Consider the following 25,372-nt stretch of genomic DNA (forward strand, 5'->3'; position numbering starts at 1 on the left):
TTATATAATGTATTCAACAAAATTATAAAGCATATATTGCCTTATTAAGTTAGATTACAATTACTATTCCAAAAATATAAAACAAAAAAATGCCATCTAATAATTTGATGGCATTTTTAATGAATTATTAACAAGAAGCATTAATTATAGTGTGCCGCGTTTTTCTTGCTCACGTTCTATAGACTCGAACAAAGCTTTAAAGTTTCCTGCTCCAAAACCTTTTGCTCCCATACGTTGTATAATTTCGAAAAAGAGTGTTGGTCTATCTTCTACTGGTTTTGTGAAAATTTGAAGTAAGTAGCCTTCTTCGTCTGCATCTATCATAATACCTAATGCTTTTAGCTTTTCGATATCTTCTTTTAATTCGTGACTAAATTCTTCTAATCTTCCTGGTACAGATTTGTAATATTCGTCTGGTGGTGTTGATAAAAACTCTACACCATTTGCTCGTAATTGAGATACTGTTTTTAAAATATCGTCTGTTGCTACGGCAATATGTTGTACACCTGCACCTTCGTAAAAGTCTAAATACTCTTCTATTTGAGAACGTTTTTTACCTTCGGCTGGTTCGTTGATTGGAAATTTTATGCGTCCGTTACCATTAGACATTACTTTACTCATTAATGCTGAGTATTCTGTATGTATTTGCTTATCGTCGAAAGATAAAAAGTTTTCAAAGCCCATTACATCTTCATACCATTTTACCCAAACATCCATTTGGTTCCAGCCTACATTACCAACCATGTGATCAATGTATTTTAATCCTGCTGATGGCGGATTATAATCTGATTCCCATTTTATAAATCCTGGTAAAAATGCGCCGTTATAGTTTTTACGTTCTACAAACATATGTACTGTTTCTCCATATGTGTAAATTCCTGCTCTTACTACTTCGCCGTGTTCGTCTTTTTCAACTGTTGGTTCCATATAAGATTTTGCGCCTCTAGACGTTGTTTCTTCATAAGCTTTTCTAGCATCTTCTACCCAAAGTGCTACTATTTTTACTCCATCGCCATGTTTTACAATATGGTCGTTTATTGGTGACTTACTGTTTAATGGTGTTGTTAGCATTAACTTAATTTTGTCTTGTGTTAATACATAACTTACAGAATCTGTTGAGCCTGTTTCTAAACCTTTATATGCGTGCGATTGAAAACCGAATGCTGTTTTATAAAAGTGCGCTGCTTGCTTGGCATTACCTACGTAAAACTCTACGTAGTCTGTTCCTAAAAGTGGAAGGAAATCTTGTGCGCCTTCAAATATTTTTTCTAAACCGTAGTTTACTGATTTTATTTCTTTTTTACTCATGATGTTTTTTATATAGATTCCTGTCTTCGCAGGAATGATAATTATTTTAATGTTCTAACCAAGATTTATAATAATCTTCGTCTGCTATTTTCATAGCTTCTTCTGTTACCATTAGTGGTTTAAAGGTGTCCACCATAACCGCAAGTTCTTCGGTTTTGGTTTTGCCTATACTTTTTTCGGTTGTTCCTGGATGTGGACCATGTGGTATTCCTGCTGGATGCAGTGAAATGTGACCTTGGTCTATATCGTTACGGCTCATAAAATCGCCATCTACGTAATACAACACTTCGTCACTGTCTATGTTACTGTGGTTGTATGGTGCTGGAATACTTTGCGGATGATAATCGTACAAACGTGGTACGAAGCTACATATTACAAAGGCATCTGTTTCGAATGTTTGATGTACTGGTGGCGGTTGATGCACGCGACCTGTTATTGGTTCGAAATCGTGTATTGAAAATGCGTATGGATAATTGTAGCCATCGTAACCTACAACATCGAATGGGTGTGATGCGTAAACCATATCGAAAATTTCGTCTTGTTTTTTAACTTTCATTAAAAAATCTCCAGATTCGTTATTGGTTTCTAATTCGTATGGCCTGCGTAAATCGCGTTCGCAATATGGTGAATGTTCTAGCAGTTGCCCAAACCAATTTCTATAGCGTTTTGGCGTGTAAATTGGCCTGCGAGACTCCACTATAAATAACCTGTTATCTTCTGTGTCGAAGTCTATTTTATAAATTATACCTCGAGGTATAATTAAATAGTCTCCGTATTTAAAATCTAGATTACCAAGGTGTGTGCGTAGTTTTCCAGAGCCTTTATGGATAAAAATCATCTCGTCTGCATCAGAATTTTTATAAAAATAATCTGTTGTAGATTGTTTTGGTGCAGATAGAATTATTGTACAATCGCTATTGGTTAAAACGGCTTTACGACTTTTTAAATAATCGTTTTCTGGTTTTACTTGAAAACCTCTAAATCGATACGATTGTATGTGATTTTTTTTAGCAATTTTTGGCGCAACACTGTATTGTCCTTTTATTTCTTTTACTTGTGTTGGTCTTTGTTCGTGATACGAATTTGTACTCATACCATCGAAACCTATGGTTCCAAAAAGTTGCTCGTAATATAAAGACCCATCTTTTTTTCTAAATTGTGTGTGTCTTTTATGTGGGATGTTTCCTAATTTATGATAGAATGGCATTTTTTAGTTTTTTTGTTAAAGATTAAAGTTGTGTTTTCAACTTATACTAAATGCGAAATAAGGAAAGTGTAAAATCACTCTGGATTTCTTTTTATAAGAAATTTTAAAAAGGTTAATATGTCCTGCCAGAGATACTTCATTTATAACAAATATCGTGATTTTTTTGGAGTTTAAAAAATATAAGCTCTAAAACCAAAAACCTAAATTAAAAAACCAATAACTTTCTTTTGTTTCTGGAGAGAAAGTGTATTTAGCTTCTATTGGGCCTAAAAATGTTTCTAATCCATAACCTAAAGCATAACCAGAATAATCTGGAAGCGAAAACCAATTAATATCTTCAGAACTAAATAAATCGTCCTCTATATTTGCATAGTTTGCAGCTGCTGTTATATGGTTTTTGTCAAAAATTTCATAATCTAAATTTATAGTTCCTTTAATAAAGCTACCGCCAGGTAGTGATAAGTAATCGTAACCATAAAACGATCTAAAACCATTAATAAAATTATTTGCATAACCACCAAGAACATAATCAAAATAGCTTGTGTTTTTGCCGTTAATTTTAGCTCCTGCTTCACTAGAAATAGTGGCACTTAATTTGGGAGATAAGGAATAGGCGTAACCTATTTTAGCATTGATTAATGAAAAAGGGCTGAAGCTATTAGTGTAGTCTGACGAAAATAAAAAATATTTAAAATCTGCATTAAAATACAAGCCTTCATTTGGGAAGTATTTGTTGTCGTATGAGTCAAAACGTAAATTTCCAAAAGCATTAAAATAGTCACTATTGTCAAATACAGTTTCTCTTTGGTTTATATCTGATCTTAACGTTTCAGATTTAATTTTTAAATGTTTAAGCTCTGCGCCAAGTGTTAGTTTTAAATCGTTTTGATATTGTGTTTGAACAAATATTTTATTTGTTAAATCTGTAATTTTAACGTTTAGTTTATTGAGTCTATTGAATGTTATATCTTCTTCAGCTAATATTGCTCCTGCCGCAACACCTTTTTCAAATTCGTTATAATTAGAACTTATACCAAAGCTCCAATAAAAACCTTTATCTATATAATAATTAAAATTATATCTAACGTTATCGCCTACAATTAAATCTAACGATAATGCGTCGCTTTTAAATAATACTTGGTTTTTTGTTACGTTAGATAAAAATGCACTTTTATATAAACCATCGTAATGTAAACCAAACTTTAAAAACATGGTTTTATCTGTTTCATCGAGGTCTGCATGTAAATTATATCCAGAAATATTATTCTCTACAGATGGAACTAATTTATAAGTAAAGCTATCGAAATTATTGGTGCTAACAAGATTGTTTGAACCGCTAATAAATTTATTGTAACTAATTTTTTCTTTAGATTTTAATTTTAATTTACCAACCACATAAGATTTTGTGTAGTTTTCTAAGCCATTAATAACGATGTGATTTATATAGATGCTATCAGATTTTTTAGGTTTAAAAAAACTGTCTCTTTTTTTTAATTGTTTTTTTGCAAGTTCCTTTAATTCATTAGCTTTTAGTTTTGCTGCAATTTCTCCATTTTCAATAATTTGTGGACCATCATCAAAAGAAACCACAGTAAATTTTGTTATGTCTGGTTTAATGTAGATGTCTGTTTTTGGTGCTTTAATTTTCATATCATTTATGGTACGAAAATTATTTATTTGAAATAAAATGGCAGGAGCGGAAGATAAATCGGCTCTATTGGCAAGACCATCTTGTACGTCTACACCTATAATAATGTTGGCTCCTTTAGCTCTTAACTCATCTATTGGATAGTTATTTGTTACACCTCCATCTATTAATAGTTGTTCGCCTATTTTTACAGGTTGAAAAAGTGACGGAAATGCTCCGCTGGCTTTTACAGATTGTGCTAAATTTCCTTTTTCTAAAATTACAGGTTGTCCGGTTTCAATATCTGTAGCGATACAAAAGAAGGGAATTGGGAGTTTACTAAAATCTGAAACATTATTAACATGTAAAGTTAATTTAGATAATAGGTTAAATGTGTTTTGGCCGCGAGATAAAGCAGAAGGCAATTGTGCTTTAAAATTATCAAAAGGTAATATAACAGCATATTTTTCTTGATTTTCGCGTTCGTAGAAAGTTTTTGCTGCTCTTGGTACTTCGTCGTTTAATATTTTATCGAAATCTACACTTTTAAATATGGAATCTAATTGGTTTCCAGAATATCCAGAAGCATAAAGCGCACCTACAATTGCTCCCATACTTGTTCCTGCAATGTAATCTACTCTTAGACCAAGACTGTCTATTACTTTTAAGGCACCAATGTGTGCCAAACCTTTTGCACCACCACCACTTAAAACTAATCCTACTTTAGGTTCTTTTTCAGTTTTTTCTTGAGCAAATAGGTTAGTATTTGCAATTGTTAATAGTAAAATAGCGATGATAAATGTTTTCATTTATTCTTTTTCGGTTTTATGGTAGTAACTGTAAATTTTTTCTGCTCTTGAGACTCCAATGACATCCTCAAGTTCGTCTAGTTTAGCATTAGCAATTCGTTTTGCAGATTTAAACTTCTTTAATAAATCTACAATAGTTTTTTCTCCAATCCCAGGAATTGTTTCCATTTCAGTATTTAGCGCTTGTTTACTTCTTTTATTTCTATGGTGTTCTATGCCAAAACGGTGTGCTTCATTTCTAAGTTGTTGAATAATTTTTAATGTTTCACTTTTTTTATCTAAATATAAGGGAATTGGATCATTTGGATAAAATAATTCTTCTAAACGTTTGGCAATTCCTATAATGGCAATTGTACCACGTAAGTTTAAAGCATCTAAACTTTTTAATGCAGAAGATAGTTGTCCTTTTCCACCATCTATAATTATTAATTGCGGCAATGGTTCGTTTTCATCTAATAACCGTTTGTAGCGTCTGTAAACTACTTCTTCCATAGAAGCAAAATCATCTGGACCAACAACCGTTTTTATATTAAAATGCCTATAATCTTTTTTACTTGGTTTTCCATTTTTAAAAACAACACAAGCAGCTACAGGATTTGTACCTTGTATGTTTGAGTTATCAAAACATTCTATATGTCTAGGTTCTTCACTTAAACGTAAATCTTTTTGCATCTGTGCCATTATTCTTTTAACATGGCGATCTGGATCTGTTATTTTAACTTGTTTAAAACGTTCCATTCTATAATATTTGGCGTTACGAATGGAGAGGTCTAAAATTTTACGTTTATCGCCAAGTTGTGGTAAAGATACCTTAATGTTTTCTCCAACATTTACTTTAAAAGGAACATAAATTTCTTTTGAGTTCGAATTAAAACGAGCCCGAAGTTCTACTATCGAAAGTTCTAGTAATTCTTTATCAGACTCATCTAGTTTCTTTTTAATTTCTAATGTGTGAGATCTTATAATAGAACCATAGGAGATTTGAAGAAAATTTATATAACCATAACTCTCGTCGCTTACAATAGAGAACACATCTACATTACTAATTTTAGGATTTATTATGGTAGATTTTGCTTGATAGTTTTCTAAAACTTCGATTTTTTCTTTAATTTTTTGAGCTTCTTCAAAATGCATATTCTCTGCAAAAATTAGCATTTGCTCTTTAAATTGGTCTAAAGAATCTTTAAAATTTCCTTTTAAAATTTCTCGAATTGCAGTAATGTTTTCTTGGTAACTTGCTTCTGTTTCAAGAGCTTCGCATGGGCCTTTGCAATTTCCTAAGTGGTATTCTAGGCACACTTTAAATTTTCCAGATGCTATGTTGTCTTGAGATAGTTTATAGTTGCACGTTCTAAGTTTGTATAAACCTTTAATTAAATCCAGTAAAGTTTTTACTGTTTTCATACTTGTGTAAGGTCCAAAATACTCGCTACCGTCTTTTATAACGCGTCTAGTTGGAAAAATTCTTGGAAATCGTTCTTTTTTAATACAAATCCAAGGATAAGATTTGTCGTCTTTTAATAAAACGTTGTATCTTGGTTTGTGTTTTTTAATTAGATTGTTTTCTAGTAAAAGTGCATCATTTTCTGTCTCAACAACAATATGCTTAATGTTTGCAATTTTTCTAACTAACACTCTGGTTTTACCACTGTCATGTGTTTTGGTAAAATATGAAGAAACACGTTTTTTTAAATTTTTTGCTTTACCAACGTAGATAATAGTACCTTCAGCATCAAAATATTGATAAACTCCCGGAGCATTTGGAAGTGTTTTTAATTGAATATCTAACGAAGGATTTGCCATATCCCAAAGGTAATTATTTATAAGTTGTATTAAAAAACAACGCTTAATTTTATCATTTAAAATTTATATTTTTTTAAAGAACTAATTCAGTACATTGCGCCACTTTTTAAAGAAAAAAATGAATAAAAAAATTATAGGAAGAACAGATAAAATCGATTTTCCAAAACTTAATTTATTTGAAATTGATGCTAAAATAGATACAGGAGCTTATACTTCTGCAATCCATTGTTCTAAAATAGTAGAAGAAAACAACACTTTGCGTTGTACTTTTTACAGTAAAGGGCATCCAAATTTTAATGGAAAAGAAGTTGTTTTTGAAAATTATACCTTTACAGATGTAAAAAGCAGTAATGGTTTTGTAGAAAATAGGTATAAAGTTAAAACAGATGTTGTTTTTTTTGGTAAAACATATAAAATAAACCTAACGCTAAGCACAAGAGCAGAAATGAAGTTTCCTGTTTTAATTGGAAGACAATTTTTAAAAAATAAATTTATGGTAGATGTAGATGTATTTAATCTATCTTTTAACACTAAGTAAAATAAAAGAATGAACATAGTTATATTATCTAGAAATGCATATCTATATTCTACAGAAAGAATAGTAGAAGAAGGTGAAAAAAGAGGTCATAAAGTAGAGGTTATAGATCCTTTAAAATGTGATATTATTATTGAAAAAGAAAAACCTTCTATTTACTATAAAGATCGTTATTTAGATTACGTAGATGCTGTTATTCCAAGAATTGGAGCATCTGTTACATTTTATGGTTGTGCTGTAGTAAGACAATTTGAAATGATGAATGTGTTTACAACTGTAACTAGTGATGCTATTTTACGTTCTCGAGATAAATTAAAAAGTCTGCAACGTCTTAGTAAAGCAGGTATTGGAATGCCAAAAACAGTATTTACAAACTATTCTCGTGATGCTAGAGAAGTTATTGAGCATGTAGGTGGAGCACCTGTAATTATTAAATTATTAGAAGGAACTCAAGGTTTAGGAGTTGTTTTGGCTGAAACTAAAAGTGCAGCAGAATCTGTTCTTGAAGCATTTAATGGGTTACAAGCAAGAGTTATAGTGCAAGAATTTATAAAAGAAGCAAAAGGAGCAGACCTACGTGCGCTTATTGTAGATGGGCAAGTGGTTGGAGCAATGAAGCGCCAAGGAAAAGAAGGAGAGTTTAGGTCTAATTTACATAGAGGTGGTAGTGCTAACATTATAAAACTTAGTCACGACGAATTAAAAGTAGCAATAAATGCTGCTAAAGCATTAAAACTACCAGTTTGTGGTGTAGATATGTTGCAGTCTGCTCGTGGACCATTGTTGCTTGAGGTGAACTCAACTCCAGGATTAGAAGGTATAGAATCTGCAACAGGAAGAAATATTGCAAAAAATATTATTGCATTTATTGAAAAAAGTGTTTAAATAAATGATTAATAAAACAAACGACATTTTAGAAATATTAGGTGAAAAAATTGGATTAGGAGAAAGTAAAGAAGTTGCTTTTAATCTAGCAAAACTTCATACTAGAACTCCTGTAGATGTTCCTATTATAATTGAACGTTCTAAAAAACCTGGACCTGTTATTTTATTTACAGCAGGTATTCATGGTGATGAAATTAATGGCGTAGAAATAGTAAGGCAAATTATTGCAAAAGGTATAAATAAACCTAGAATAGGAACTACAATTTGTATTCCAGTTCTTAATATTTTTGGCTTTATTAATATGGAGCGCGAATTTCCAGATGGACGCGATTTAAATCGTGTCTTTCCAGGAAGTAAGTCTGGATCTTTAGCAAGTAGAGTAGCATATTCTTTAGTTTCTGAAATTGTACCGCACGCAGATTTTATTATGGATTTTCATACCGGTGGAGCAATGAGATTTAATGCACCTCAAATAAGAATAGCTGAGGGAAATAAAGATATTGATATAGCTGCAGAAATATTTGGAGCACCGTTTGTTTTATATTCTAAAAATTTAAATAAATCTTTTAGAAATACCTGTAAACGTTTAAAAAAGCCAATTTTGCTTTTTGAAGGAGGAAAGTCTTTTCATATAGATAATACAGTAACAAACACAGGAGTTAATGGTGCTAAACGTATTATGAGTCATTATGGAATGCTTCATAAAAAGTTTAAAGTTTCAACACCTAAAAAAGATTGTGTTTTTATTAAAGAAAGCCGTTGGATACGTGCTAGTTATTCGGGTATGTTTAAAGCTTCAATAGCTATTGGAGCTAAAGTAAAAAAAGGAGATGTTATTGGAAATATTACAGATCCTTATGGTAAGTTTAATCATTTTGTAAAAACCTCTAACGGAGGTTACATTATTAATGTAAACGAATCTCCAATTGTTTATCAAGGAGATGCTCTTTTTCATATTTCAACAAAATTAGTATAAAACTAAACATGGTTTCTAAACAAGAACTTAGAAAAAAATATAAAGCCATTAGAAGTAAGTTATCTCAAGAAACTATTGATGATTTAAGTATTGAGATTGCAAATAAACTTTTAACTTTAAATATTTGGGATCATGAATTCTATCATGTTTTTCTAACTATAGAAAGTTTAAAAGAAGTTAATACAGATTTTATTCTTAATATTCTATCTGGTAAAGATAAGAATATTGTTATCTCAAAAAGTGATTTTAAAACAAGAACCCTTAAAAACTTCTTGCTTACAGACGCTACTAAAATAAAAATAAACAATTATAACATACCAGAACCAGTTAACGGAATAGAGATTAATAATTCTAAAATTGACGTGGTGTTTTTACCTCTTTTGGCTTTTGATAAAAAAGGGAATCGTATTGGTTATGGTAAAGGTTTTTATGATAATTTTTTAGCAAGTTGTAAACCAGAAACTATTAAAATAGGTTTGTCTTTTTTTAATGTAGAAGAAGAAGGTTTTCCTGTTTTAGATTCGGATATTGCTATTGATTATTGTGTAACACCAGAAAAAATATATACATTTAAATTATAATATTTTTTTAGGAAACGCCTTGTTATTGAAAAATAATAAGATACCAAAACCAATTGCAATAGCAACATCTGCTATATTAAATACAGGCTCAAAAAATATAAAATTTTCTCCTCCCAAATATGGTATCCATTCAGGTAAATTACCTTGCCACATTGGGAAATATAGCATATCTACTACATTGCCAAATAGAGCTTTGTCGTAACCTCCATCTACTGGTAAAAAAGTAGCTACCTGTCCAAAACTATCATTAAAAATTACACCATAAAAAACAGAGTCTATAATATTTCCTAAAGCTCCAGAAAAAATAAATATTAGAGCAAAAATTAAGGTTTTAGAGTGCTTCTTTTTAATGGCGTTAACTAACCAATAACCAATGCCTAAAATGGCAAATATTCTAAAAGTAGTTAAACATAATTTTGCAGTTCTATCTCCAATAAACGGTAAAATGTCGCTTAATTTGGTTCCCCAAGCCATACCATCATTTTCAACAAAATATATTTTAAACCAGCTAAAAACTGTTTCAGATTCGTGTAACTGAAAATGTGTTTTTATGTACATTTTACTAATCTGGTCGATTAGTAAAATTATAATAATTAAAATGGAAGCTTTTTTCAAAGGTGTTTATATGATTTAAAGCTAAAATAAGACTATTTTTTAGTTTTATGGATATTAATATTTCCGTTAATAGTGTTAATTTGTACTTGGTTTTTTCCGGAAGTTATTTTGTTATAGTTAACACTTCCTGTTTTGCTTTTAGCTTTTACTGTTGCATTAGCAGTTTCTAAATTAATATCTCCATTAAAAGTGTTGATTATTGCATTTCCTAAAAAATTAAAAATATTCGCATTGCCTTGATGTAATTCTAAAAACAATGTTTTATAGCGCCCATATATTTTTGCAGAACCAATTTTGCTTTTAAAATATAGATTTAAATTCTCTGGAATTTCTAATAGAAGTTCAATTGAAGTTACTTTATGCACGCTTAATTTATCGTTATAATTTTTAACTAATGGTTTGTAAATACTTGATATTATTAAAGAGTCATTTTTTATTTCTTTTAAAATAATAGTATTTAATGCATCTTCTCCTTCTGTTCTAGAATTTATTTTTATAGTTTTATTTGTTGTTGTTTTAACATCAATTTTAAAAAAAGCATCACCTTCAATAGTAATATATTGTATCGCATTGTTTGTTATTGTTTTTTTTTCGGTTTTTTGTGCGTTTAACCAAAAAAATGTAAATATTAATATTATAGAGATGTAATTTTTCACGTTTAACTAATGTATAAAAAAACGCCAACATAAAGTTGGCGCTTGTATATAGGTTAATTGTAAATATTATTTTGTTTCCTTAATTAAATACATGTATACAGGAAAGTGGTCACTAAAGCCATCTGTAAATCCTCCATCAGCAAAACTTCTTAATGGGTAGCCTTTATAACGTCCTTTTTTATTACTTAAATAGTTTTTATTATAAATACCTGCTTTGTAATATCTAAAAGAAGAATAATCTGTTTCTATTAAAGGCTTTGTAACCATTATTTGATCAAATAAACTCCATGCATCTCTATAAGCAGTTGTTCCTAAACCTTGCTTTTTAAACATATTAATGTATGGGTTGTAGATACCTTTAATTTTTACATTTTTTTTCTTTGCTTGAGCTTTAAGTATTCCTTTTACACTTTCATTTGTAGGATCATCGTTTAAATCTCCCATTGTAATTATTTTAGCATAAGGATCTATTGCTTGTAAAGAGTCTATAATGTGTTTGTTTAATTTTGCAGCAGCAATACGCTTAGGGCGACTTCTTGCTTCACCTCCACTTCTAGATGGCCAGTGGTTTACTATAACATGTATAAGGTCTCCATCAAGTTTTCCAGAAACTAATAATTGGTCTCTAGTGTAAACACGTTTTTTTGTGTTATCATCGTATATTTTTAGAGTATGAGAGCTTTTAGATACTGGCTGGAATAATTCTTTTTGGTACATTAAACCCACATCAATTCCACGTCTATCTGGAGATTCAAAATGTACAATACCGTAGTCTTTGGCTAATAATAATGGATCATTAGCAACATCTTCTACTACATTAACGTTTTCAACCTCACAAATTCCAATAATGGCAGGAGCATTTCCTGTTGTTTCTGCTCCAATATCAGAAATAACGCGAGCCATGTTATGTACTTTCTTTTTGTAAATTTCTTCACGATTTGCTTTAATTTCCATCATAGGACTTGCTTCATCGTTTTTTTCAGGGTCATTTACGGTATCAAACAAGTTCTCAAGATTATAAAAAGCCACAGTGTGAATTTTATACTTCTTTTCTTCTTGAGCATTAACGCTTATAAAAGCTGTAATAAGCGCGATTGTAAGCCATAGATTTAAATTTTTCATTAGTTATAATGTTATGTTTATGTTATGCGTACGTTCAAATTTCCTGCCAAAGGTAAATGTTTCTAATAAATAATGTAACTTTGCACGCCTTAAATAACTATTATTTAATGTGTAAATTATTTTTAACTATCTATTTCTAACATGAAAAAAATTATTTTTATTTTTTTATTCGGAATGTTTTCTGTCCTAACAGCTTTCGCTCAAGACACTATTGTAAAAGGTAGCGTTAAGGACGCTGTTACAGATGAACCACTTCCAGATGTAACAATTACTGTTGAGGAAACAGGACAAGCTGAAAAGACAGATGGTCTTGGTCAGTTTCAATTTAGCCAGCCAATTCCTTTTGGAGAGCAAATGCTAAAAATTACTAAACCAGGGTTTCTGCCAAAAAGATATCCTATTATTGTAAATGAAGGTCAAACTGTTGATATTCAAGACATGACTCTTGAGGTAGACAAAGGCAGTCAAGTAGATTTGTTTACAATTACACTTTCTGATGATGAATTAAATGATGATACAAGTGGTTCTGATAATATTTCAGGATTATTATCATCTTCTTTAGACATTTTTCAACGTACAGCGGCTTTCGAATTTAGCTCATCTTTCTTTAGAGTAAGAGGATTAGATTCAGATAACGGTACTGTTTTAATTAACGGTATTAAAATGAATAAATTTGATACTGGAAGACCACAATGGAGTAATTGGGGAGGACTAAATGATGTTGTAAGAAACCAAGAGTTTTCTCAAGGTCTATCGCCTTCAGCATATACATTTGGTGGTGTTTTAGGAGCTACAAATATAAACACTAAAGCATCTTCTTATAGAGAAGGTGGACGTGTAACATACTCATCTTCTAACAGAAGTTATACAAACCGTTTAATGGCTAGCTACTCTTCTGGCTTAATGGAAGATGGATGGGCATATACAATTATGCTTGGACGCCGTTGGGGAGACGAAGGTTACCAAGACGCTTCACTTTACGACTCTAACTCGTTTTTTGCATCTGTAGAGAAAGTAATTAACGATAAGCATAGTATAAACTTTACTTCAATTTATGCACCTAATAGAAGAGGAAAATCTTCAGCAAATACACAAGAAGTTTACGATTTAAAAGGTATTAAGTATAACGAATATTGGGGATACTTAGACGGAGAGAAAAAGAACTCACGTATTAAAGAGGTAGAAGAGCCAATTATAATGTTAAATCATACTTGGGATATGTCATCTAAAACAGCATTAAATACAAACATTGGATACCAATTTGGAAAAGTTGGTAACAGTCGTTTAGATTATGCTGGTGGTGCAAATCCAAGTCCAGCTTATTACCAAGATTTACCAAGTGATTATTTAGAAGACGGAGATTTAGCTGGAGCTTATTTAGCAGAACAAGAGTTTTTAAATGATGGACAAATTGATTGGGAAAGAATTATTGATGCCAATTTAACAAACAATGTATCTGGAACAAATGCAGCATACACTTTGTATGAAGATAGAAATGACGATAAGCAATTAACAGTTAACACTATTTTTAATACAGAATTAAATGAAAACATCTTATTTCATGCTGGTGCAAACTATAGAAAATTAGATTCTGAAAATTTCGCAGAAATAATTGATTTATTAGGAAGTACAACAGGAGTTTCTAATGTAGATAACTTTAGCCAGAATAACTTTGATGAAAACAATCCAGGTTATGTGGCTTACGAAGGAGATAAGTTTAGATACAACTATAATATTTATGTAAACGAATTATCTGGTTTTGCACAAGCACAGTTTAAATACAATAAAGTAGATTTTTACTTAGCTGGAAGTTTAACAAAAACAGATTACCAAAGAGAAGGTTTATTTGAAAACGGAAATAACGTTGGTAACTCTTTTGGAAAAGGAGATAAATTAGAATTTACTGGAGTTGGAGCAAAAGCAGGATTTACATATAAAATTACTGGTAAGCATTTATTAGATTTTAATGGAGGTTATATTACAAAAGCACCATCTATTAGAAACACTTATACAAACTCAAGAGAAAGCCATGATTATGTTGGTGTAAGATTTGGTGAAAAAGAAGAAGGAATCGATATTACTGAAGAAAAAGTAACATCTTTTGATGCAAGTTATATTTTTAGATCTCCTATAATAAAAGCAAAATTAACAGGTTTTTATACTAAAATAGAAGATGCTAACGAAATCTCATTTTTCTTTACTCAAGGAAGTAACACAGGATTTATTCAAGAAGTATTAACTGGAGTAGAAAAAAAGCATATTGGAGGAGAATTAGGTATAGAAGCACAAATAACACCAACTATTAAGTTAAAAGGTGCTGCTTCTGTAGGACAATATACTTACGATAACAACCCTAATTTATATATTAACTCAACATCAGAAGATTTTGTAGATACACAAAATGGAGAAGATGTTAACCTTGTAACAGATGTTACTACATCAAACTTAAAAGATTATAAAGTAGCTGGTGGACCACAAACAGCATACTCTGTAGGTTTTGAATATAGAGACCCAGATTACTGGTGGTTTGGAGCAACAGCAAACTTTTTTGATAATGCATATGTAGACATTAGTCCATTAGCAAGATCTAATGCATTTTATACAGATGCAGATGGATTACCGTATAACGATTATGATCCAGAAGTAGCAAAAGAGCTATTAAAACAAGAAAAATTTGATAACTATATGGTTGTTAATCTTGTAGGAGGAAAATCATGGAAAATTGGAGATAAATATATCGGGTTCTTTGCAAGTGTAGGAAACCTATTAGATAAGGAATATAAAACAGGTGGTTACGAGCAAGGTAGACGTGCAGATTATAGAGCATTAAGAGACGATGTTAATTTAGAGAAAAGAGTCTTTGGAGCTAAATATTGGTACGGTAGAGGTGCTAATTACTTTGTAAATGTGTATCTTAGATTTTAAAAAAAAGAAAAATTAATAATTATTAACATTACGATTATGAAAACGAATAAATTAATAACATTAGCATTAAGTTTTATGGCTTTAATAGCTATAACTTCTTGTGTAGAAGACGATGATTACGCAGTACCAAATATTCTTGGAACTGAAGAAAATAAAGCCTTAGCTAATATGTTAGCAACTTCTACAGAGGTTGATTTTGAATATGCAAAAAACTTGTATAATTCAGATCCTAATAACGATGGAGATAATGATGATGCAATTCCTTTTGAAGTAGAAAATGATATTTATATAAAAGGATACATAAGTTCTTCTGATGCTACAGGAAACTTCTTTAAAGAATTTTACATTCAAAATAAAGCTGAAAATCCTACAAGCGCTTTTAAAGTAGCTATCGACCAAACAGATACTTACAACCAATTTAATAAAGGACGTGAAGTTTATATAAACTTAAAAGGACTTTATATTGGAGAAGAAAGAACAGGAAGTGGAGTTATTACTATTGGTGGTACTACAGAATTTGATAGTTTTGGTGGTACAGTAGATAGAGTAAATCAAAATCAAATTAAAACTAATATTTTACGTTCAGAAACAACAGTAGAGCTTACACCTTTAACAGTTGCTTTTGCTGATATTACAGATGCTATAGTAGGTGTTTTTGTACAGGTAGATAATGTAGAATTTGCAGACGATTTAAATGGTGAACGTTATTTTGATGCTGTTGAGGTTTTTGATACACAACGTACATTACAAGCTTGTGGAGGTTTTGACTACTCAGAAATTAGTTTAGAAACAAGTAGTTTTTCTACTTTTAAAGAAGAACTTTTACCAACAGGAAATGGTTCTTTAAGAGCAGTAGTAAGTAAAACTTTCGATGGTAGTACACATGTATTAGCATTAAACACTACTGACGATGTAATGTTAGATAATGCACGTTGTTCATTATTTAATATCGATGATTTTACAGTAACTTTTGAAGAAGATTTCGAGAATTTTGGAGGATTAACAAACGAAGGTTGGACAAATGTAAACATTAGTGGAACAAGTACAGATTGGTTTATTAGTGGTTTCGATAACAATGATTATGCTAGAATTTCTGCTTTCTCTTCAAACAATTCAGAGGCTAATGTGTGGTTAGTTACACCAGCAATTACTTTAGATGCAGGTTCAGACGCTATATTAACTTTCGACCTTGAAATTGCATATTCAAACGGTATTATATTATCTGCATACATCTCAGAAGATTTTACAGGAGATCCAGAAACAGCAACATGGGAACCATTAAATGCTGCAATTCCTTATGGAGTAACTAATACATTTGGTGGTTTAGAGCCAATTAGTGCTATTGATATTTCTGCTTACAGTGGAGACGTACATATTGGTTTCTTTTATGAAGGTTCAGACCCAAGTGCAACAACTAGATATCATATTGATAACGTAAGAGTATTAAGTAATTAAAATATATTTTAAATTAATAAAAAACCTGATAGAACATTCTATCAGGTTTTTTACTTTTATAGCATGACTATTTTCGATCAAATTTTTTACTTCGTATTTTCTAAGTATAAAAAACAATACAAACAAAAAGCAAATAATATAGCCTTATATTATACTTCTCTTTTACAAATAACAATAGCCTTTTTATTAGGCTGTTTTTTTGCAGCTTTTTTTAGTAACATGCATGTAAATGCAATGTCTAGTGATAAAGCTTGGATATTGTTTGTAATGTTATCCATAGGTATTCATTTTAAGAACTGGATAACTTATAATGGTAATACCAGAAAAGTAATGAATGCTAAATTCAATAAAAAAAAGTCGCCAAAATATAATATTTCTTTACTTATAGCACTTCCTTTTATATGTATTGCTATGGGCTTAATATTACTACAATCCTTATAAATTACCATCTTAGGTTTATTTATAACATATATATTTATACTTATAAAAAATTAGTATATACTTAACAAATAATCGCATACCTTTGTGCTTTAAATGTTGTGTTACAATGGCAAAGTTTAACTATATAGTTATAACGCTTTTATTAGCTATATCTTCTTTCTTTTTTACAGAAAGTGATACTGCTATTGTACAAAAAAATAGTACGCCAAAAAGTACAGTACAATCAAGTTCTTTATTTAATAATCAAGGTGTAATTGAAAACTCTCAAATAGATTTTTCAATTAATCTGTCTCAAGAAGAAAATATTACATTTTTTAAACTATTAGGTTTAATAAATGTAGTTTTTAAAGAGGAACAAGAAAATTATTTGTTTTATCAAAAAACAAGTAATCTTATTAACGTTGCTCTAACTACAAAAATAATTATTTTTCCATTTCATTGGTTTACATAAAAGCATTATTTACTTAAAAACTATTGCATCACTATACTTTTTAATGAGTTTAGTGTTGATTTACTATACATTAAATCTAAATAAACAATGAAATTATCACTTACAGTATTAGAGATACTAGTAGTATCTTGTGTTTTTGTACCTTTTTTTATATTTATCTATAAAGGACTCAATAGCACATCAAAAACAAAAAATAAAGCCGAAAAAATAACTAAAGCCAATGGCTTTAATTATAAATTAAAAGAAGTTTGGAATAATAAATATATTGGTTTAGCAGAAGAAAACAATATGTTAACTTATATTCAATTTAATAAAGAAGACGATAAGATATTTAATATAAATCTTTCTAAAGTTAAATCTTGCGAATTGATTTCAGACTATAAAAAAGGAAAAGATAAAGTAACAAGATTACAGTATTTAGAATTGAGAATAACATTTCTTCCTATGCAAGATGAAGATAAAGTCTTGTCATTTTTTAATAATCAAGAAGCCTTTATGGAAAATTACGAATTACAAAGAATTAAAAAGTGGCATAAGTTAATTAATAGTAATATTAATATGGATTTAAAAAAAGCATCTTAATATTTAAATAGTTACTAAAAAAAGCATCAATTTTATTTTAAGATTGATGCTTTTTTATTGTTAGTTACCACTTACAGTATGGTGTTTTACTTAACTGTGAGTTATAATATTTAGTCTCTCCTGTAACTTCTTTACCTAACCAATTTGGTTTTGTGAAGCTTTCTTTTTCTGTTGATAATTCTACCTCTGCAACAATTAGGCCTGCATTATCTTCAAAAAACTCATCGACTTCAAAAATATGGTTGTCAACTTTTATTTCATAACGAATTTTATCAATTATACCTTTTTTGCAAAGTTTTAAGAGCGGTTCAGCTTCGTCTTTAGTAATTTCTTTTTCCCATTCAAAACGCGACAATCCATTTTTAGAAGACGCTCCTTTTACTGTTAGAAACCCAGTATTACCTTTTAGTCTAACACGAACAGTACGCTTTTTATTTGTGCTTAAAAAACCTTGAACAATTCTAGTTTGCTTAAAAGCATAACTTTTAAAAGCGTTATTTTTTACTAAAAATTTGCGTTCTATTTCAATCATTTTAAAATTTATTATAGATTATTGCGTACTTAATAATTAGTAAATTTACAGCATGTTAAACAATTTACCAATAAGAAAAATTATTCATGTAGATATGGATGCATTTTATGCTTCTGTAGAGCAAATGGATAATCCAGAACTTATAGGTAAACCTTTAGCTGTTGGTGGAGGTGGAGATAGAGGTGTTGTAAGCGCAGCAAGTTACGAGGCACGTAAGTTTGGAGTGCGAAGTGCTATTAGTGGTGTAAAAGCAAGACGTTTGTGTCCCGATTTAATATTTGTTAGACCTCGTTTTGACCGTTACAAAGAAATTTCTCAAAAAATTAGAGCAATTTTTTTAGACTATACAGATTTGGTAGAGCCATTGTCTTTAGATGAAGCTTATTTAGATGTTACAGAAAATAAAAAAGGAAATCCTAGTGCATCGCTTATTGCTGAAGAGATAAGAACTCGCATTTTTAATGAGGTTGGTTTAACTGCATCTGCAGGAATTTCTGTAAATAAATTTGTTGCTAAAATTGCTAGCGATTATAACAAACCTAACGGACAAAAAACAGTAAATCCAGAAGAGGTTTTAGAGTTTTTAGAAGCGCTTGACATTAGAAAATTTTATGGTATTGGCAAGGTCACTGCAGAAAAAATGTACCAAAAAGGTATTTATACAGGACATGATTTAAAGTCTAAATCTTTAGAGTTTTTAGAGCAAAATTTCGGAAAATCTGGTAAATACTACTATTACATAGTTAGAGGGATACACAATAGCGAAGTAAAACCAAATAGAATAAGAAAGAGTCTAGCTGCAGAGCGTACTTTTAGTAAAAATTTATCGTCAGAAGTATTTATGCTCGAAAAACTAAAGCATATTGCCGAAGAGGTTTCTAAGCGATTAAACCGAAGTAAAGTGGCAGGAAAAACTGTAACTTTAAAAATTAAGTATAGCGATTTTACACTCCAAACACGAAGTAAAACATTGCCTTACTTTATAAGCGATAAAAGTGTGGTTTTAGAAACTGCAAAAGAACTGCTGTATCAAGAAAAATTAAACAACTCTGTTAGGCTTTTAGGTATTTCGTTATCGAATTTAAATACGGATAAAAAGACTAAAAAAGTAGAACAAAAAAGCATTAGCGCACAGTTAAAAATCAACTTTTAGAATATTCTAATATATCACTTGGTTGGCAGTCTAAAGCCTCGCAAATGGCTTCTAAGGTAGAAAAACGTACTGCTTTAGCTTTACCAGATTTTAATATAGATAAATTAGCGGTTGTTATGCCTATAATTTCTGCCAATTCTTTGCTTTTCATCTTGCGTTTGGCAAGCATAACATCTAAGTTTACTATTATTGGCATAGGTTATATTGTTAGTTCGTTTTCTTGTTGAAGTATATTGGCTGATTTTAGTAAGCTTGTTAAAACTAAAAGTGATAGACCGACTAAAAATAAAGTAAAATCGAATTCTAGCCTTGGATTCATAGTGAGATTTATTCCGTCATAAAATGATTTACCATCTATAAAAGTTTCTACACTAATGCTTCCATAATAAGAACCTAAAACATAGGTTACAATTAAATCTAAAACCTCACCAATTATTAAAATTAAACCTAACCACTTTACATTATGATATAAAAAACTAGTAAAACTATATTTTTGTTTAATTAAATAGAAAATTTTCTTCAGAAAATAAAAGACTAATACAAGCATTATTAGTCCTGAATATGCCTTGAACATTTGTAATATTTTAATAAGTAAATTATCACTTTTGCCTATAATATAACCATTGGTATTAAAACTTGAGTTGGTTGTGGTATAATATTCTGTATCTCCATAAAAGTTGAAGCTAATAACATTTTTAACCTCGTCATTTATATCATTTGGTAACTCATCGAAATAGACTGAATTTCTTGAAGACCATTTTTGCCCATAGATATTTACACCTTTCTTTAAATTTATTGTTTTAAAATTGTTAAAAACAGGATTTTTAACATCAATATTAAATTTAATAGGAATACTATAACCATTGGCATGGTGATTTTCAGATACAAAATTTTCAAAATGACCATCTTTTGTAAAAACTTCGAAACCAAAAATATATATTGTAAATAATAAAGTGAACCAAAAGAAAAAAGTGAATAACCTATGTAATATGCTAACTAAAATTTTATTTCTTTTCATAATTATATAGTTAAGTCGTTTTCTTGTTGAAGTATATTGCCGTTATCAATAAAGTCCACAATTATAAATAAACTAAAACCAATAAGGATTAATAGAATATCTGAACTTATTCCAGCTACAAAATAGAGTTCACCTTTAGAATAAAAAAGTAGAATTGTATCCCAAATTAAACATAACACACCATAAATCAAAAATAGGTTTCCAGCTATTTTGAGTTTTTCTGAGCTTTTTTGGTTAAAAAACCCTTTGCTAATGGTTAGTTTCAATCCGTTTTTTAAAAAGAATAAAGCAATAAATAAGATTAATGAAAATGCTAAACCAACAAATTGAGTATAATACCCTAAAATAAATTTGTTATAAAACTCTTTATTAAAATTCATAAAATCGGGAGTGTAAAAGGTTAAATATATGTTTGCTATAAAATTCAAACTGTAGCCTACAATTAATATAATAACAAACCAATGGAGTATTTTTATTTTTCTCATTTTTAAAACTATTTATTATTGTTTAACGATAACAAATATATAAAAATTATTGATAAACAATAATAAATTATTAAAAAACATAAAAATTCTTATTATAAAAGCTTTATTTATATTTGAACAATGAATACAACACTTAAATATGTAAAAAATGTACCTGTCTGGAAAACAGTACTTGGTATAATAATAGCTGTTTTATGTTTGTATTTAGTGATTTTTGGTTCTATTAAATACATTGTCCCAATAGCATTTAGTGTTTTACTTTTACAAACCAATGGCACAGAAATTAACCTAGAAAATAAAACATACAGAAAAATCTACTCTATCTTAGGTTTAAATTTTGGAAAGTGGCAACCTTTACCAGAAGTAGAATATGTTTCTATATTTGCTACAACCGAAAGTACTACAGTGTGGGCAAGCTCGGCAACAATGAATGTTAAAGATGCTGTTTACATAATTAATATTTTTTATAACACCAATAAGAAAATTGAGGTTTGTAATCTTTATTCTAAAGAGCGTGCGTTTAAAACCGGTGCTCATGTTGCTTTTGCTTTAAATGCACATTTGCTGGACGCTACAGAAAATAAAAATTTTAAATGGATGGATAGAGATCATTATATCTCTACTGGAGAAATAGTTTACGTAGATTAGCAAAAACAAATTACCATGAGCGATACTTTTAAAACTATAGCAAGATTCCAGTATTCTACCGAAGCTCAAATTATTAAAGGCCGTCTGGAAGCAGAAGGAGTTCAAGTATTTTTAAGCGACAATTTTACTATAGAAACAGATCCTTTGGTAAGTAATGCAATTGGAGGAATAAAAATGAAAGTACTTAGTAAAGATGCAATGAAGGCACAGCATATTTTAAATTCTATCCATAAATATTCTATAGATGATAATGGTAATGCAATACATTGTCCTAATTGTAATAGCGAAAAAATAGACTTATTTTCTACTATTAAAGACTTTAAATCCTTTTTCGGTTTTATTTTTGGAGTGCTATTTGGAACTTTACCAATAACTGCGAAGCACAAATATAAATGCGAAATTTGTAAAACAGAATTTGAAATACAATAGTTTTTTAAAAATCGTCAAAAGATTCTTCATTTTCACTATTTGTATTATCGTTTAAGTAAATAATTTCATTTTCGCCATCTACTTTAACGTAAAGCGAATTGTAAGTCCATTCATCATTTATTTTTTCGGCAGATACAAAAATAATAGCTTCATCTTTTGGGCCTTTAATAGGAATATTTAAAGTAGCGGTACTAGAACCGTTTTTAGATTTGTAGCTTGTGTTACCAAAACCATTACTTGTTATTGGTTCGCCTAAAAAATCTATAACTTTTTCATTTTCTGATGCTTTAGAAAGCGCATATATATAAGGTTCTGATCCAGAAATAGAATCGGAAACTTTATAAAATAAACCAACACCTACTAAAATAACTATAACAATTAAAGATAAACAACCACCGCCAAGTAGCCATCCCCAATTTCTGCTAAACCAACTTTTTTGTTTTACGTTTTCCATATTTACTATTCTAATTAATTATTATAAATATAATTATTAATATAAGTATCTAATTTAAATAATACATTACACTTAAACATATTAAGTAAAAGCTTTTTTTGAGTTAAAATATTATATTTACAGTAAATCAGTCAATTTTATGAAACCATTTCTTAAGTTATTTTGTTGTTCTCTTTTTTTAATTTCAGTAGGTAGTTGTGCACAACAAGATGCCGATATATTCAATAAATTTGAGTCTAAATTCTACGAAATAGATGGTTATAAAATTAATGTAGAAACAAAAGGTTCTGGCGATCCTATATTCTTTTTACCAGGTGGACCAGGAAATTCTCATGATTATATGCAAGGAAATTTTGGACAGTATTATAAAACCAATACTGTTGTATTTTTCGATTGGTTAGGACGAGGAAAAAGTGATGATGCTAAAGATCCAAAAGAATATAGTGTAGAGCATGATGTAGAATTAATTGAAAAACTACGCATTCTTTTAAAATTTAATAAAATTTCGCTGGTTGGTCATTCGTATGGAACTGTACCAGCACAAGCTTATGCTATAAAATATAAGGATAATGTAGATAAAATGGTGTTAATTAATGGTTTTCATAGCGGAGCCATGTGGCAAGCTAATTGCGATAGTTACAACCATTATGCTAAGACACATTTTCCAGAAAAATGGAAAAGAGTAGATTCTTTACGTGCATTAGGCTACGTATCTAGCGACAAAGAATTGGCAGATGTTTATGCTAGTTTTCCAACAAAATATATTTATTACCACAATACTAAATTAAAGCAAAATTCGCCTAAAGAAAAGCATAGAGGTTGGGCAAACGATGTCTATGTTTCTATAATAGGTAAAGATGGAGATTTTGATGTTTCTGGTAGCATGATAAATCAAGACTACAGAAAAGATTTAAAAAATATAAAAGCAAAGACACTTATTATCGCAGGACGTTATGATGGTGTTTCTACACCAGAATTTGCAGTACAATACAAAACATTTATGCCGCAAGCACAATTTGAAATGTTTGAGAATAGTGGGCATAACCCTTATCTTGAAGAGCCAGATAAATTTTATACTATTTTTAGTTCGTTTATAAAATAAAGAAAGAGAACATTTCTATAATTCATCAAAAGATTGTTTTAAAATTTTAATAACATTTTCTATTTCTTCATTATTTAAATGCCCAAAACCTAACCGTATGGCACATATATCTTTATTTTGGTAAAGTATTGTTTTAGGTAAAAGTAAATTGTTTTTTTTAGTTTTTTGAGCTAATTGAACAAGAGATATCATAGGTTTGAAATTTAACCAAATAGCTAAACCTCCAGTAGGCACATGCCAAGTAGCATGGTTTTTAAAGTAAACATTTAAACATTCGCATAAAAAATCGCGTCTTTGTTTATAAACAGTAATATTTTTTTTAATTAGTCTATGTATTTCTCCTTCCTCAATAAGCTCTGTAAGTATTTGCTTTTGTATTAAATCGCCTTGTTTATCTAGAATTTGCAAATAGTTTTTAGCTTCATTAATTATATTTTCTGGAGCAACAACAAATCCTATTTGAAAACTTGGAAAAAACGATTGACCCAAGCGGCCTAAATAAATAACAAAGCCTTCGCTATCTGCACTTGCCATTGGTAGCATAGCAGAACCATTAAATTGAAAATCGTAGTCAAAATCGTCTTCAATAATCGCAAATTTATACACTTTTGCTAATTGCAATAATTTTAATCTTCGCTCTGCTGTTAGCTTTACAGTTGTAGGATATTGGCGATGAGCGCAAACATAAACGCAACGAATACTTCTTTTAGTAAAATTCTTTTCAATAAAATCTACATCAATACCATGTGCATCTACAGGAATGGTTTTTATATTGGCTCCTGCTTGCTGAAATATCATATTAGATTTATAATGACTTAAATTACCAACTAATACAATATCATTTTTTTCTATTAAAAGTTGAGATACAATGTATAAACTCATTTCTGTACTTCGTGTACTTACAATATTTTGTGGTTTTATATGGAAACCTCTTGTAGCATTTAAATAATTACAAAGTTGTTTGCTAAATGTGGTGTAAGATTGGTCTTGAGTTTGATTCCATTTCGAAATTAACGAAGCACGTTTCATAGAAGCACTGTACCATCTCGAAAATTGATGTGTGGGATGCAGTCTTAAATCTGGTTGTCCGTCGTTAATTACATATTTAGTTATTAAAAATTCTTCGGTTGAAGCTAAATTAAAAGACGACTGAAAAGAAAAACCTGCTGCTTCTGGGTGCGCATTTAACTTTTCAAAACCTTGTAATTTTCCTTTAATAGCGGCTGTTTTTTTTTCGGGTTTTAAAACAAAAGTTCCTTTGTTAGCGACTATGTCTACCCAACCTTGTGAGGCTAGCTCATCGAAAACAGCAACTGCAGTATTTCTATTTATAGCAAATAGCTCGCTAAATTTTCTTGTTCCAGGTAACTTTACACCTTCGACTAAGTAGCCACGTTGTATTGCATTAATAATCTGTTGCGCAATTTGAATATAAATTGCAGTACTTGTTGATTTATCAAAATGAATTAAAGATTTTAATATATTATTATCCGGACTACTCATTGTTTTAAAACTGGACTACTTTAGTGATCCGGAAAGTTACGAATTTTGCGGCGTTAAAAAACACCTATAA

Annotated in this window: 26 protein-coding genes; 13 read left to right on the forward strand and 13 right to left on the reverse strand. The window is 29.9% G+C overall.

Going from position 1 to position 25,372, the window contains the following annotated elements; all coding sequences use genetic code 11:
- Window positions 1-144: 144 nt before the first annotated feature.
- From hppD to uvrC, 4 genes are all read right to left on the reverse strand, one after another.
- Window positions 145-1,308 (reverse strand): 4-hydroxyphenylpyruvate dioxygenase, encoded by a 1,164-nt coding sequence (gene hppD / locus CLV86_RS05120; protein ID WP_121050429.1) that lies wholly within the window; start codon window positions 1,306-1,308, stop codon window positions 145-147.
- A gap of 46 nt (window positions 1,309-1,354) precedes the next feature.
- Window positions 1,355-2,515, reverse strand: a complete 1,161-nt coding sequence (locus tag CLV86_RS05125; protein WP_121050434.1) for a homogentisate 1,2-dioxygenase — start codon at window positions 2,513-2,515, stop codon at window positions 1,355-1,357.
- Between the two features lie 186 nt (window positions 2,516-2,701).
- Window positions 2,702-4,951 (reverse strand): patatin-like phospholipase family protein, encoded by a 2,250-nt coding sequence (locus CLV86_RS05130; protein ID WP_121050437.1) that lies wholly within the window; start codon window positions 4,949-4,951, stop codon window positions 2,702-2,704.
- Window positions 4,952-6,754, reverse strand: a complete 1,803-nt coding sequence (gene uvrC, locus CLV86_RS05135; RefSeq protein WP_076731744.1) for an excinuclease ABC subunit UvrC — start codon at window positions 6,752-6,754, stop codon at window positions 4,952-4,954.
- A gap of 118 nt (window positions 6,755-6,872) precedes the next feature.
- Between uvrC and CLV86_RS05140 the strand changes: the two genes are divergently transcribed.
- Genes CLV86_RS05140 through CLV86_RS05155 form a run of 4 tightly spaced genes read left to right on the forward strand, consistent with a single transcriptional unit; the run spans window position 6,873 to window position 9,731 of the window.
- A complete protein-coding gene (locus CLV86_RS05140; RefSeq protein WP_076731745.1) occupies window positions 6,873-7,292 on the forward strand; it encodes an ATP-dependent zinc protease family protein in 420 nt (139 codons plus the stop codon).
- 9 nt (window positions 7,293-7,301) lie between these two features.
- Window positions 7,302-8,174 carry a 30S ribosomal protein S6--L-glutamate ligase gene (rimK, locus tag CLV86_RS05145; protein WP_076731746.1) on the forward strand — a complete coding sequence of 291 codons (873 nt, stop codon included), beginning with the start codon at window positions 7,302-7,304 and terminating at the stop codon, window positions 8,172-8,174.
- A 4-nt stretch (window positions 8,175-8,178) separates the two neighbouring features.
- Window positions 8,179-9,150, forward strand: coding sequence for a succinylglutamate desuccinylase/aspartoacylase family protein (locus tag CLV86_RS05150; protein WP_076731747.1), 972 nt, complete (start codon window positions 8,179-8,181; stop codon window positions 9,148-9,150).
- 8 nt (window positions 9,151-9,158) lie between these two features.
- Window positions 9,159-9,731: a 5-formyltetrahydrofolate cyclo-ligase gene (locus tag CLV86_RS05155; protein ID WP_121050440.1), complete on the forward strand. Its 573-nt coding sequence runs from the start codon at window positions 9,159-9,161 to the stop codon at window positions 9,729-9,731.
- Here the strand turns inward: CLV86_RS05155 and CLV86_RS05160 are convergent.
- The 3 genes from CLV86_RS05160 to CLV86_RS05170 form a co-directional block, all read right to left on the reverse strand.
- Window positions 9,726-10,346: a lipoprotein signal peptidase gene (locus CLV86_RS05160; RefSeq protein ID WP_121050443.1), complete on the reverse strand. Its 621-nt coding sequence runs from the start codon at window positions 10,344-10,346 to the stop codon at window positions 9,726-9,728. The two genes, CLV86_RS05155 and CLV86_RS05160, sit on opposite strands and share 6 nt — an antisense overlap.
- 32 nt (window positions 10,347-10,378) lie before the next feature.
- Window positions 10,379-11,002, reverse strand: a complete 624-nt coding sequence (locus CLV86_RS05165) for a hypothetical protein (RefSeq protein ID WP_121050446.1) — start codon at window positions 11,000-11,002, stop codon at window positions 10,379-10,381.
- A 66-nt stretch (window positions 11,003-11,068) separates the two neighbouring features.
- The gene (locus tag CLV86_RS05170; RefSeq protein ID WP_076731750.1) at window positions 11,069-12,124 is read right to left on the reverse strand and encodes an endonuclease/exonuclease/phosphatase family protein; all 1,056 of its coding nucleotides are present in this window, start codon (window positions 12,122-12,124) and stop codon (window positions 11,069-11,071) included.
- A gap of 141 nt (window positions 12,125-12,265) precedes the next feature.
- On the opposite strand from CLV86_RS05170, the gene CLV86_RS05175 reads away from it, so the two are divergent.
- The 5 genes from CLV86_RS05175 (at window position 12,266) to CLV86_RS05195 (ending at window position 17,978) form a co-directional block, all read left to right on the forward strand.
- On the forward strand, window positions 12,266-15,049 hold the full coding sequence (locus CLV86_RS05175; protein ID WP_121050449.1) for a TonB-dependent receptor: 2,784 nt from the start codon (window positions 12,266-12,268) through the stop codon (window positions 15,047-15,049).
- A gap of 36 nt (window positions 15,050-15,085) precedes the next feature.
- Entirely contained in the window at window positions 15,086-16,504 is a 1,419-nt protein-coding gene (locus tag CLV86_RS05180) for a DUF5689 domain-containing protein (protein ID WP_121050452.1), read from the forward strand.
- A 63-nt stretch (window positions 16,505-16,567) separates the two neighbouring features.
- A complete protein-coding gene (locus CLV86_RS05185; protein WP_121050455.1) occupies window positions 16,568-16,945 on the forward strand; it encodes a hypothetical protein in 378 nt (125 codons plus the stop codon).
- 106 nt (window positions 16,946-17,051) lie between these two features.
- Window positions 17,052-17,396, forward strand: coding sequence for a hypothetical protein (locus CLV86_RS05190; protein ID WP_121050458.1), 345 nt, complete (start codon window positions 17,052-17,054; stop codon window positions 17,394-17,396).
- A gap of 87 nt (window positions 17,397-17,483) precedes the next feature.
- Window positions 17,484-17,978 (forward strand): hypothetical protein, encoded by a 495-nt coding sequence (locus CLV86_RS05195; RefSeq protein WP_121050461.1) that lies wholly within the window; start codon window positions 17,484-17,486, stop codon window positions 17,976-17,978.
- Window positions 17,979-18,042: 64 nt separating this feature from the next.
- Here the strand turns inward: CLV86_RS05195 and CLV86_RS05200 are convergent, their stop codons facing one another.
- On the reverse strand, window positions 18,043-18,510 hold the full coding sequence (locus CLV86_RS05200) for a CYTH domain-containing protein (protein WP_121050464.1): 468 nt from the start codon (window positions 18,508-18,510) through the stop codon (window positions 18,043-18,045).
- A 52-nt stretch (window positions 18,511-18,562) separates the two neighbouring features.
- Here CLV86_RS05200 and dinB point away from each other — a divergent pair, with 52 nt between their 5' ends.
- Window positions 18,563-19,663, forward strand: coding sequence for a DNA polymerase IV (dinB, locus tag CLV86_RS05205; protein WP_121050467.1), 1,101 nt, complete (start codon window positions 18,563-18,565; stop codon window positions 19,661-19,663).
- Here the strand turns inward: dinB and CLV86_RS05210 are convergent.
- The 3 genes from CLV86_RS05210 to CLV86_RS05220 are packed head-to-tail and all read right to left on the reverse strand — an operon-like array spanning window position 19,653 to window position 21,061.
- Window positions 19,653-19,859, reverse strand: coding sequence for a helix-turn-helix domain-containing protein (locus CLV86_RS05210; RefSeq protein WP_121050470.1), 207 nt, complete (start codon window positions 19,857-19,859; stop codon window positions 19,653-19,655). The two genes, dinB and CLV86_RS05210, sit on opposite strands and share 11 nt — an antisense overlap.
- A gap of 3 nt (window positions 19,860-19,862) precedes the next feature.
- Window positions 19,863-20,681 (reverse strand): DUF2975 domain-containing protein, encoded by an 819-nt coding sequence (locus CLV86_RS05215; RefSeq protein WP_121050473.1) that lies wholly within the window; start codon window positions 20,679-20,681, stop codon window positions 19,863-19,865.
- A gap of 2 nt (window positions 20,682-20,683) precedes the next feature.
- A complete protein-coding gene (locus CLV86_RS05220; protein WP_170148510.1) occupies window positions 20,684-21,061 on the reverse strand; it encodes a hypothetical protein in 378 nt (125 codons plus the stop codon).
- 225 nt (window positions 21,062-21,286) lie between these two features.
- Between CLV86_RS05220 and CLV86_RS05225 the strand changes: the two genes are divergently transcribed.
- Window positions 21,287-21,814 carry a hypothetical protein gene (locus tag CLV86_RS05225; RefSeq protein ID WP_121050478.1) on the forward strand — a complete coding sequence of 176 codons (528 nt, stop codon included), beginning with the start codon at window positions 21,287-21,289 and terminating at the stop codon, window positions 21,812-21,814.
- 15 nt (window positions 21,815-21,829) lie between these two features.
- Entirely contained in the window at window positions 21,830-22,243 is a 414-nt protein-coding gene (locus CLV86_RS05230) for a putative signal transducing protein (RefSeq protein ID WP_076731758.1), read from the forward strand.
- Between the two features lie 4 nt (window positions 22,244-22,247).
- On the opposite strand, the gene CLV86_RS05235 is transcribed toward CLV86_RS05230, so the two are convergent.
- Entirely contained in the window at window positions 22,248-22,697 is a 450-nt protein-coding gene (locus CLV86_RS05235) for a cytochrome c oxidase assembly factor Coa1 family protein (RefSeq protein ID WP_121050481.1), read from the reverse strand.
- Window positions 22,698-22,836: 139 nt separating this feature from the next.
- Between CLV86_RS05235 and CLV86_RS05240 the strand changes: the two genes are divergently transcribed.
- A complete protein-coding gene (locus tag CLV86_RS05240; protein WP_121050484.1) occupies window positions 22,837-23,799 on the forward strand; it encodes an alpha/beta fold hydrolase in 963 nt (320 codons plus the stop codon).
- Between the two features lie 15 nt (window positions 23,800-23,814).
- On the opposite strand, the gene CLV86_RS05245 is transcribed toward CLV86_RS05240, so the two are convergent.
- A complete protein-coding gene (locus tag CLV86_RS05245) occupies window positions 23,815-25,302 on the reverse strand; it encodes an aminotransferase-like domain-containing protein (protein ID WP_121050487.1) in 1,488 nt (495 codons plus the stop codon).
- Window positions 25,303-25,372 lie beyond the last annotated feature (70 nt).

The sequence above is a fragment of the Lacinutrix venerupis genome (assembly GCF_003663945.1).
Lineage (GTDB): Bacteria > Bacteroidota > Bacteroidia > Flavobacteriales > Flavobacteriaceae > Lacinutrix > Lacinutrix venerupis.

What these genes read in the sequence shown, in the direction of transcription:
- CLV86_RS05150 (WP_076731747.1), top strand. Translation starts at nt 8,179, where the DNA reads ATGATTAATAAAACAAACGACATTTTAGAAATATTAGGTGAAAAAATT.
- CLV86_RS05235 (WP_121050481.1), bottom strand. Translation starts at nt 22,697, where the DNA reads ATGGAAAACGTAAAACAAAAAAGTTGGTTTAGCAGAAATTGGGGATGG.
- CLV86_RS05225 (WP_121050478.1), top strand. Translation starts at nt 21,287, where the DNA reads ATGAATACAACACTTAAATATGTAAAAAATGTACCTGTCTGGAAAACA.
- CLV86_RS05245 (WP_121050487.1), bottom strand. Translation starts at nt 25,302, where the DNA reads ATGAGTAGTCCGGATAATAATATATTAAAATCTTTAATTCATTTTGAT.
- CLV86_RS05170 (WP_076731750.1), bottom strand. Translation starts at nt 12,124, where the DNA reads ATGAAAAATTTAAATCTATGGCTTACAATCGCGCTTATTACAGCTTTT.
- CLV86_RS05195 (WP_121050461.1), top strand. Translation starts at nt 17,484, where the DNA reads ATGAAATTATCACTTACAGTATTAGAGATACTAGTAGTATCTTGTGTT.
- CLV86_RS05200 (WP_121050464.1), bottom strand. Translation starts at nt 18,510, where the DNA reads ATGATTGAAATAGAACGCAAATTTTTAGTAAAAAATAACGCTTTTAAA.
- CLV86_RS05130 (WP_121050437.1), bottom strand. Translation starts at nt 4,951, where the DNA reads ATGAAAACATTTATCATCGCTATTTTACTATTAACAATTGCAAATACT.
- CLV86_RS05185 (WP_121050455.1), top strand. Translation starts at nt 16,568, where the DNA reads ATGACTATTTTCGATCAAATTTTTTACTTCGTATTTTCTAAGTATAAA.
- CLV86_RS05155 (WP_121050440.1), top strand. Translation starts at nt 9,159, where the DNA reads ATGGTTTCTAAACAAGAACTTAGAAAAAAATATAAAGCCATTAGAAGT.
- CLV86_RS05215 (WP_121050473.1), bottom strand. Translation starts at nt 20,681, where the DNA reads ATGAAAAGAAATAAAATTTTAGTTAGCATATTACATAGGTTATTCACT.
- rimK (WP_076731746.1), top strand. Translation starts at nt 7,302, where the DNA reads ATGAACATAGTTATATTATCTAGAAATGCATATCTATATTCTACAGAA.
- CLV86_RS05230 (WP_076731758.1), top strand. Translation starts at nt 21,830, where the DNA reads ATGAGCGATACTTTTAAAACTATAGCAAGATTCCAGTATTCTACCGAA.
- CLV86_RS05175 (WP_121050449.1), top strand. Translation starts at nt 12,266, where the DNA reads ATGAAAAAAATTATTTTTATTTTTTTATTCGGAATGTTTTCTGTCCTA.
- uvrC (WP_076731744.1), bottom strand. Translation starts at nt 6,754, where the DNA reads ATGGCAAATCCTTCGTTAGATATTCAATTAAAAACACTTCCAAATGCT.
- hppD (WP_121050429.1), bottom strand. Translation starts at nt 1,308, where the DNA reads ATGAGTAAAAAAGAAATAAAATCAGTAAACTACGGTTTAGAAAAAATA.
- CLV86_RS05210 (WP_121050470.1), bottom strand. Translation starts at nt 19,859, where the DNA reads ATGCCAATAATAGTAAACTTAGATGTTATGCTTGCCAAACGCAAGATG.
- CLV86_RS05180 (WP_121050452.1), top strand. Translation starts at nt 15,086, where the DNA reads ATGAAAACGAATAAATTAATAACATTAGCATTAAGTTTTATGGCTTTA.
- CLV86_RS05190 (WP_121050458.1), top strand. Translation starts at nt 17,052, where the DNA reads ATGGCAAAGTTTAACTATATAGTTATAACGCTTTTATTAGCTATATCT.
- CLV86_RS05240 (WP_121050484.1), top strand. Translation starts at nt 22,837, where the DNA reads ATGAAACCATTTCTTAAGTTATTTTGTTGTTCTCTTTTTTTAATTTCA.
- CLV86_RS05140 (WP_076731745.1), top strand. Translation starts at nt 6,873, where the DNA reads ATGAATAAAAAAATTATAGGAAGAACAGATAAAATCGATTTTCCAAAA.
- dinB (WP_121050467.1), top strand. Translation starts at nt 18,563, where the DNA reads ATGTTAAACAATTTACCAATAAGAAAAATTATTCATGTAGATATGGAT.
- CLV86_RS05220 (WP_170148510.1), bottom strand. Translation starts at nt 21,061, where the DNA reads ATGAATTTTAATAAAGAGTTTTATAACAAATTTATTTTAGGGTATTAT.
- CLV86_RS05125 (WP_121050434.1), bottom strand. Translation starts at nt 2,515, where the DNA reads ATGCCATTCTATCATAAATTAGGAAACATCCCACATAAAAGACACACA.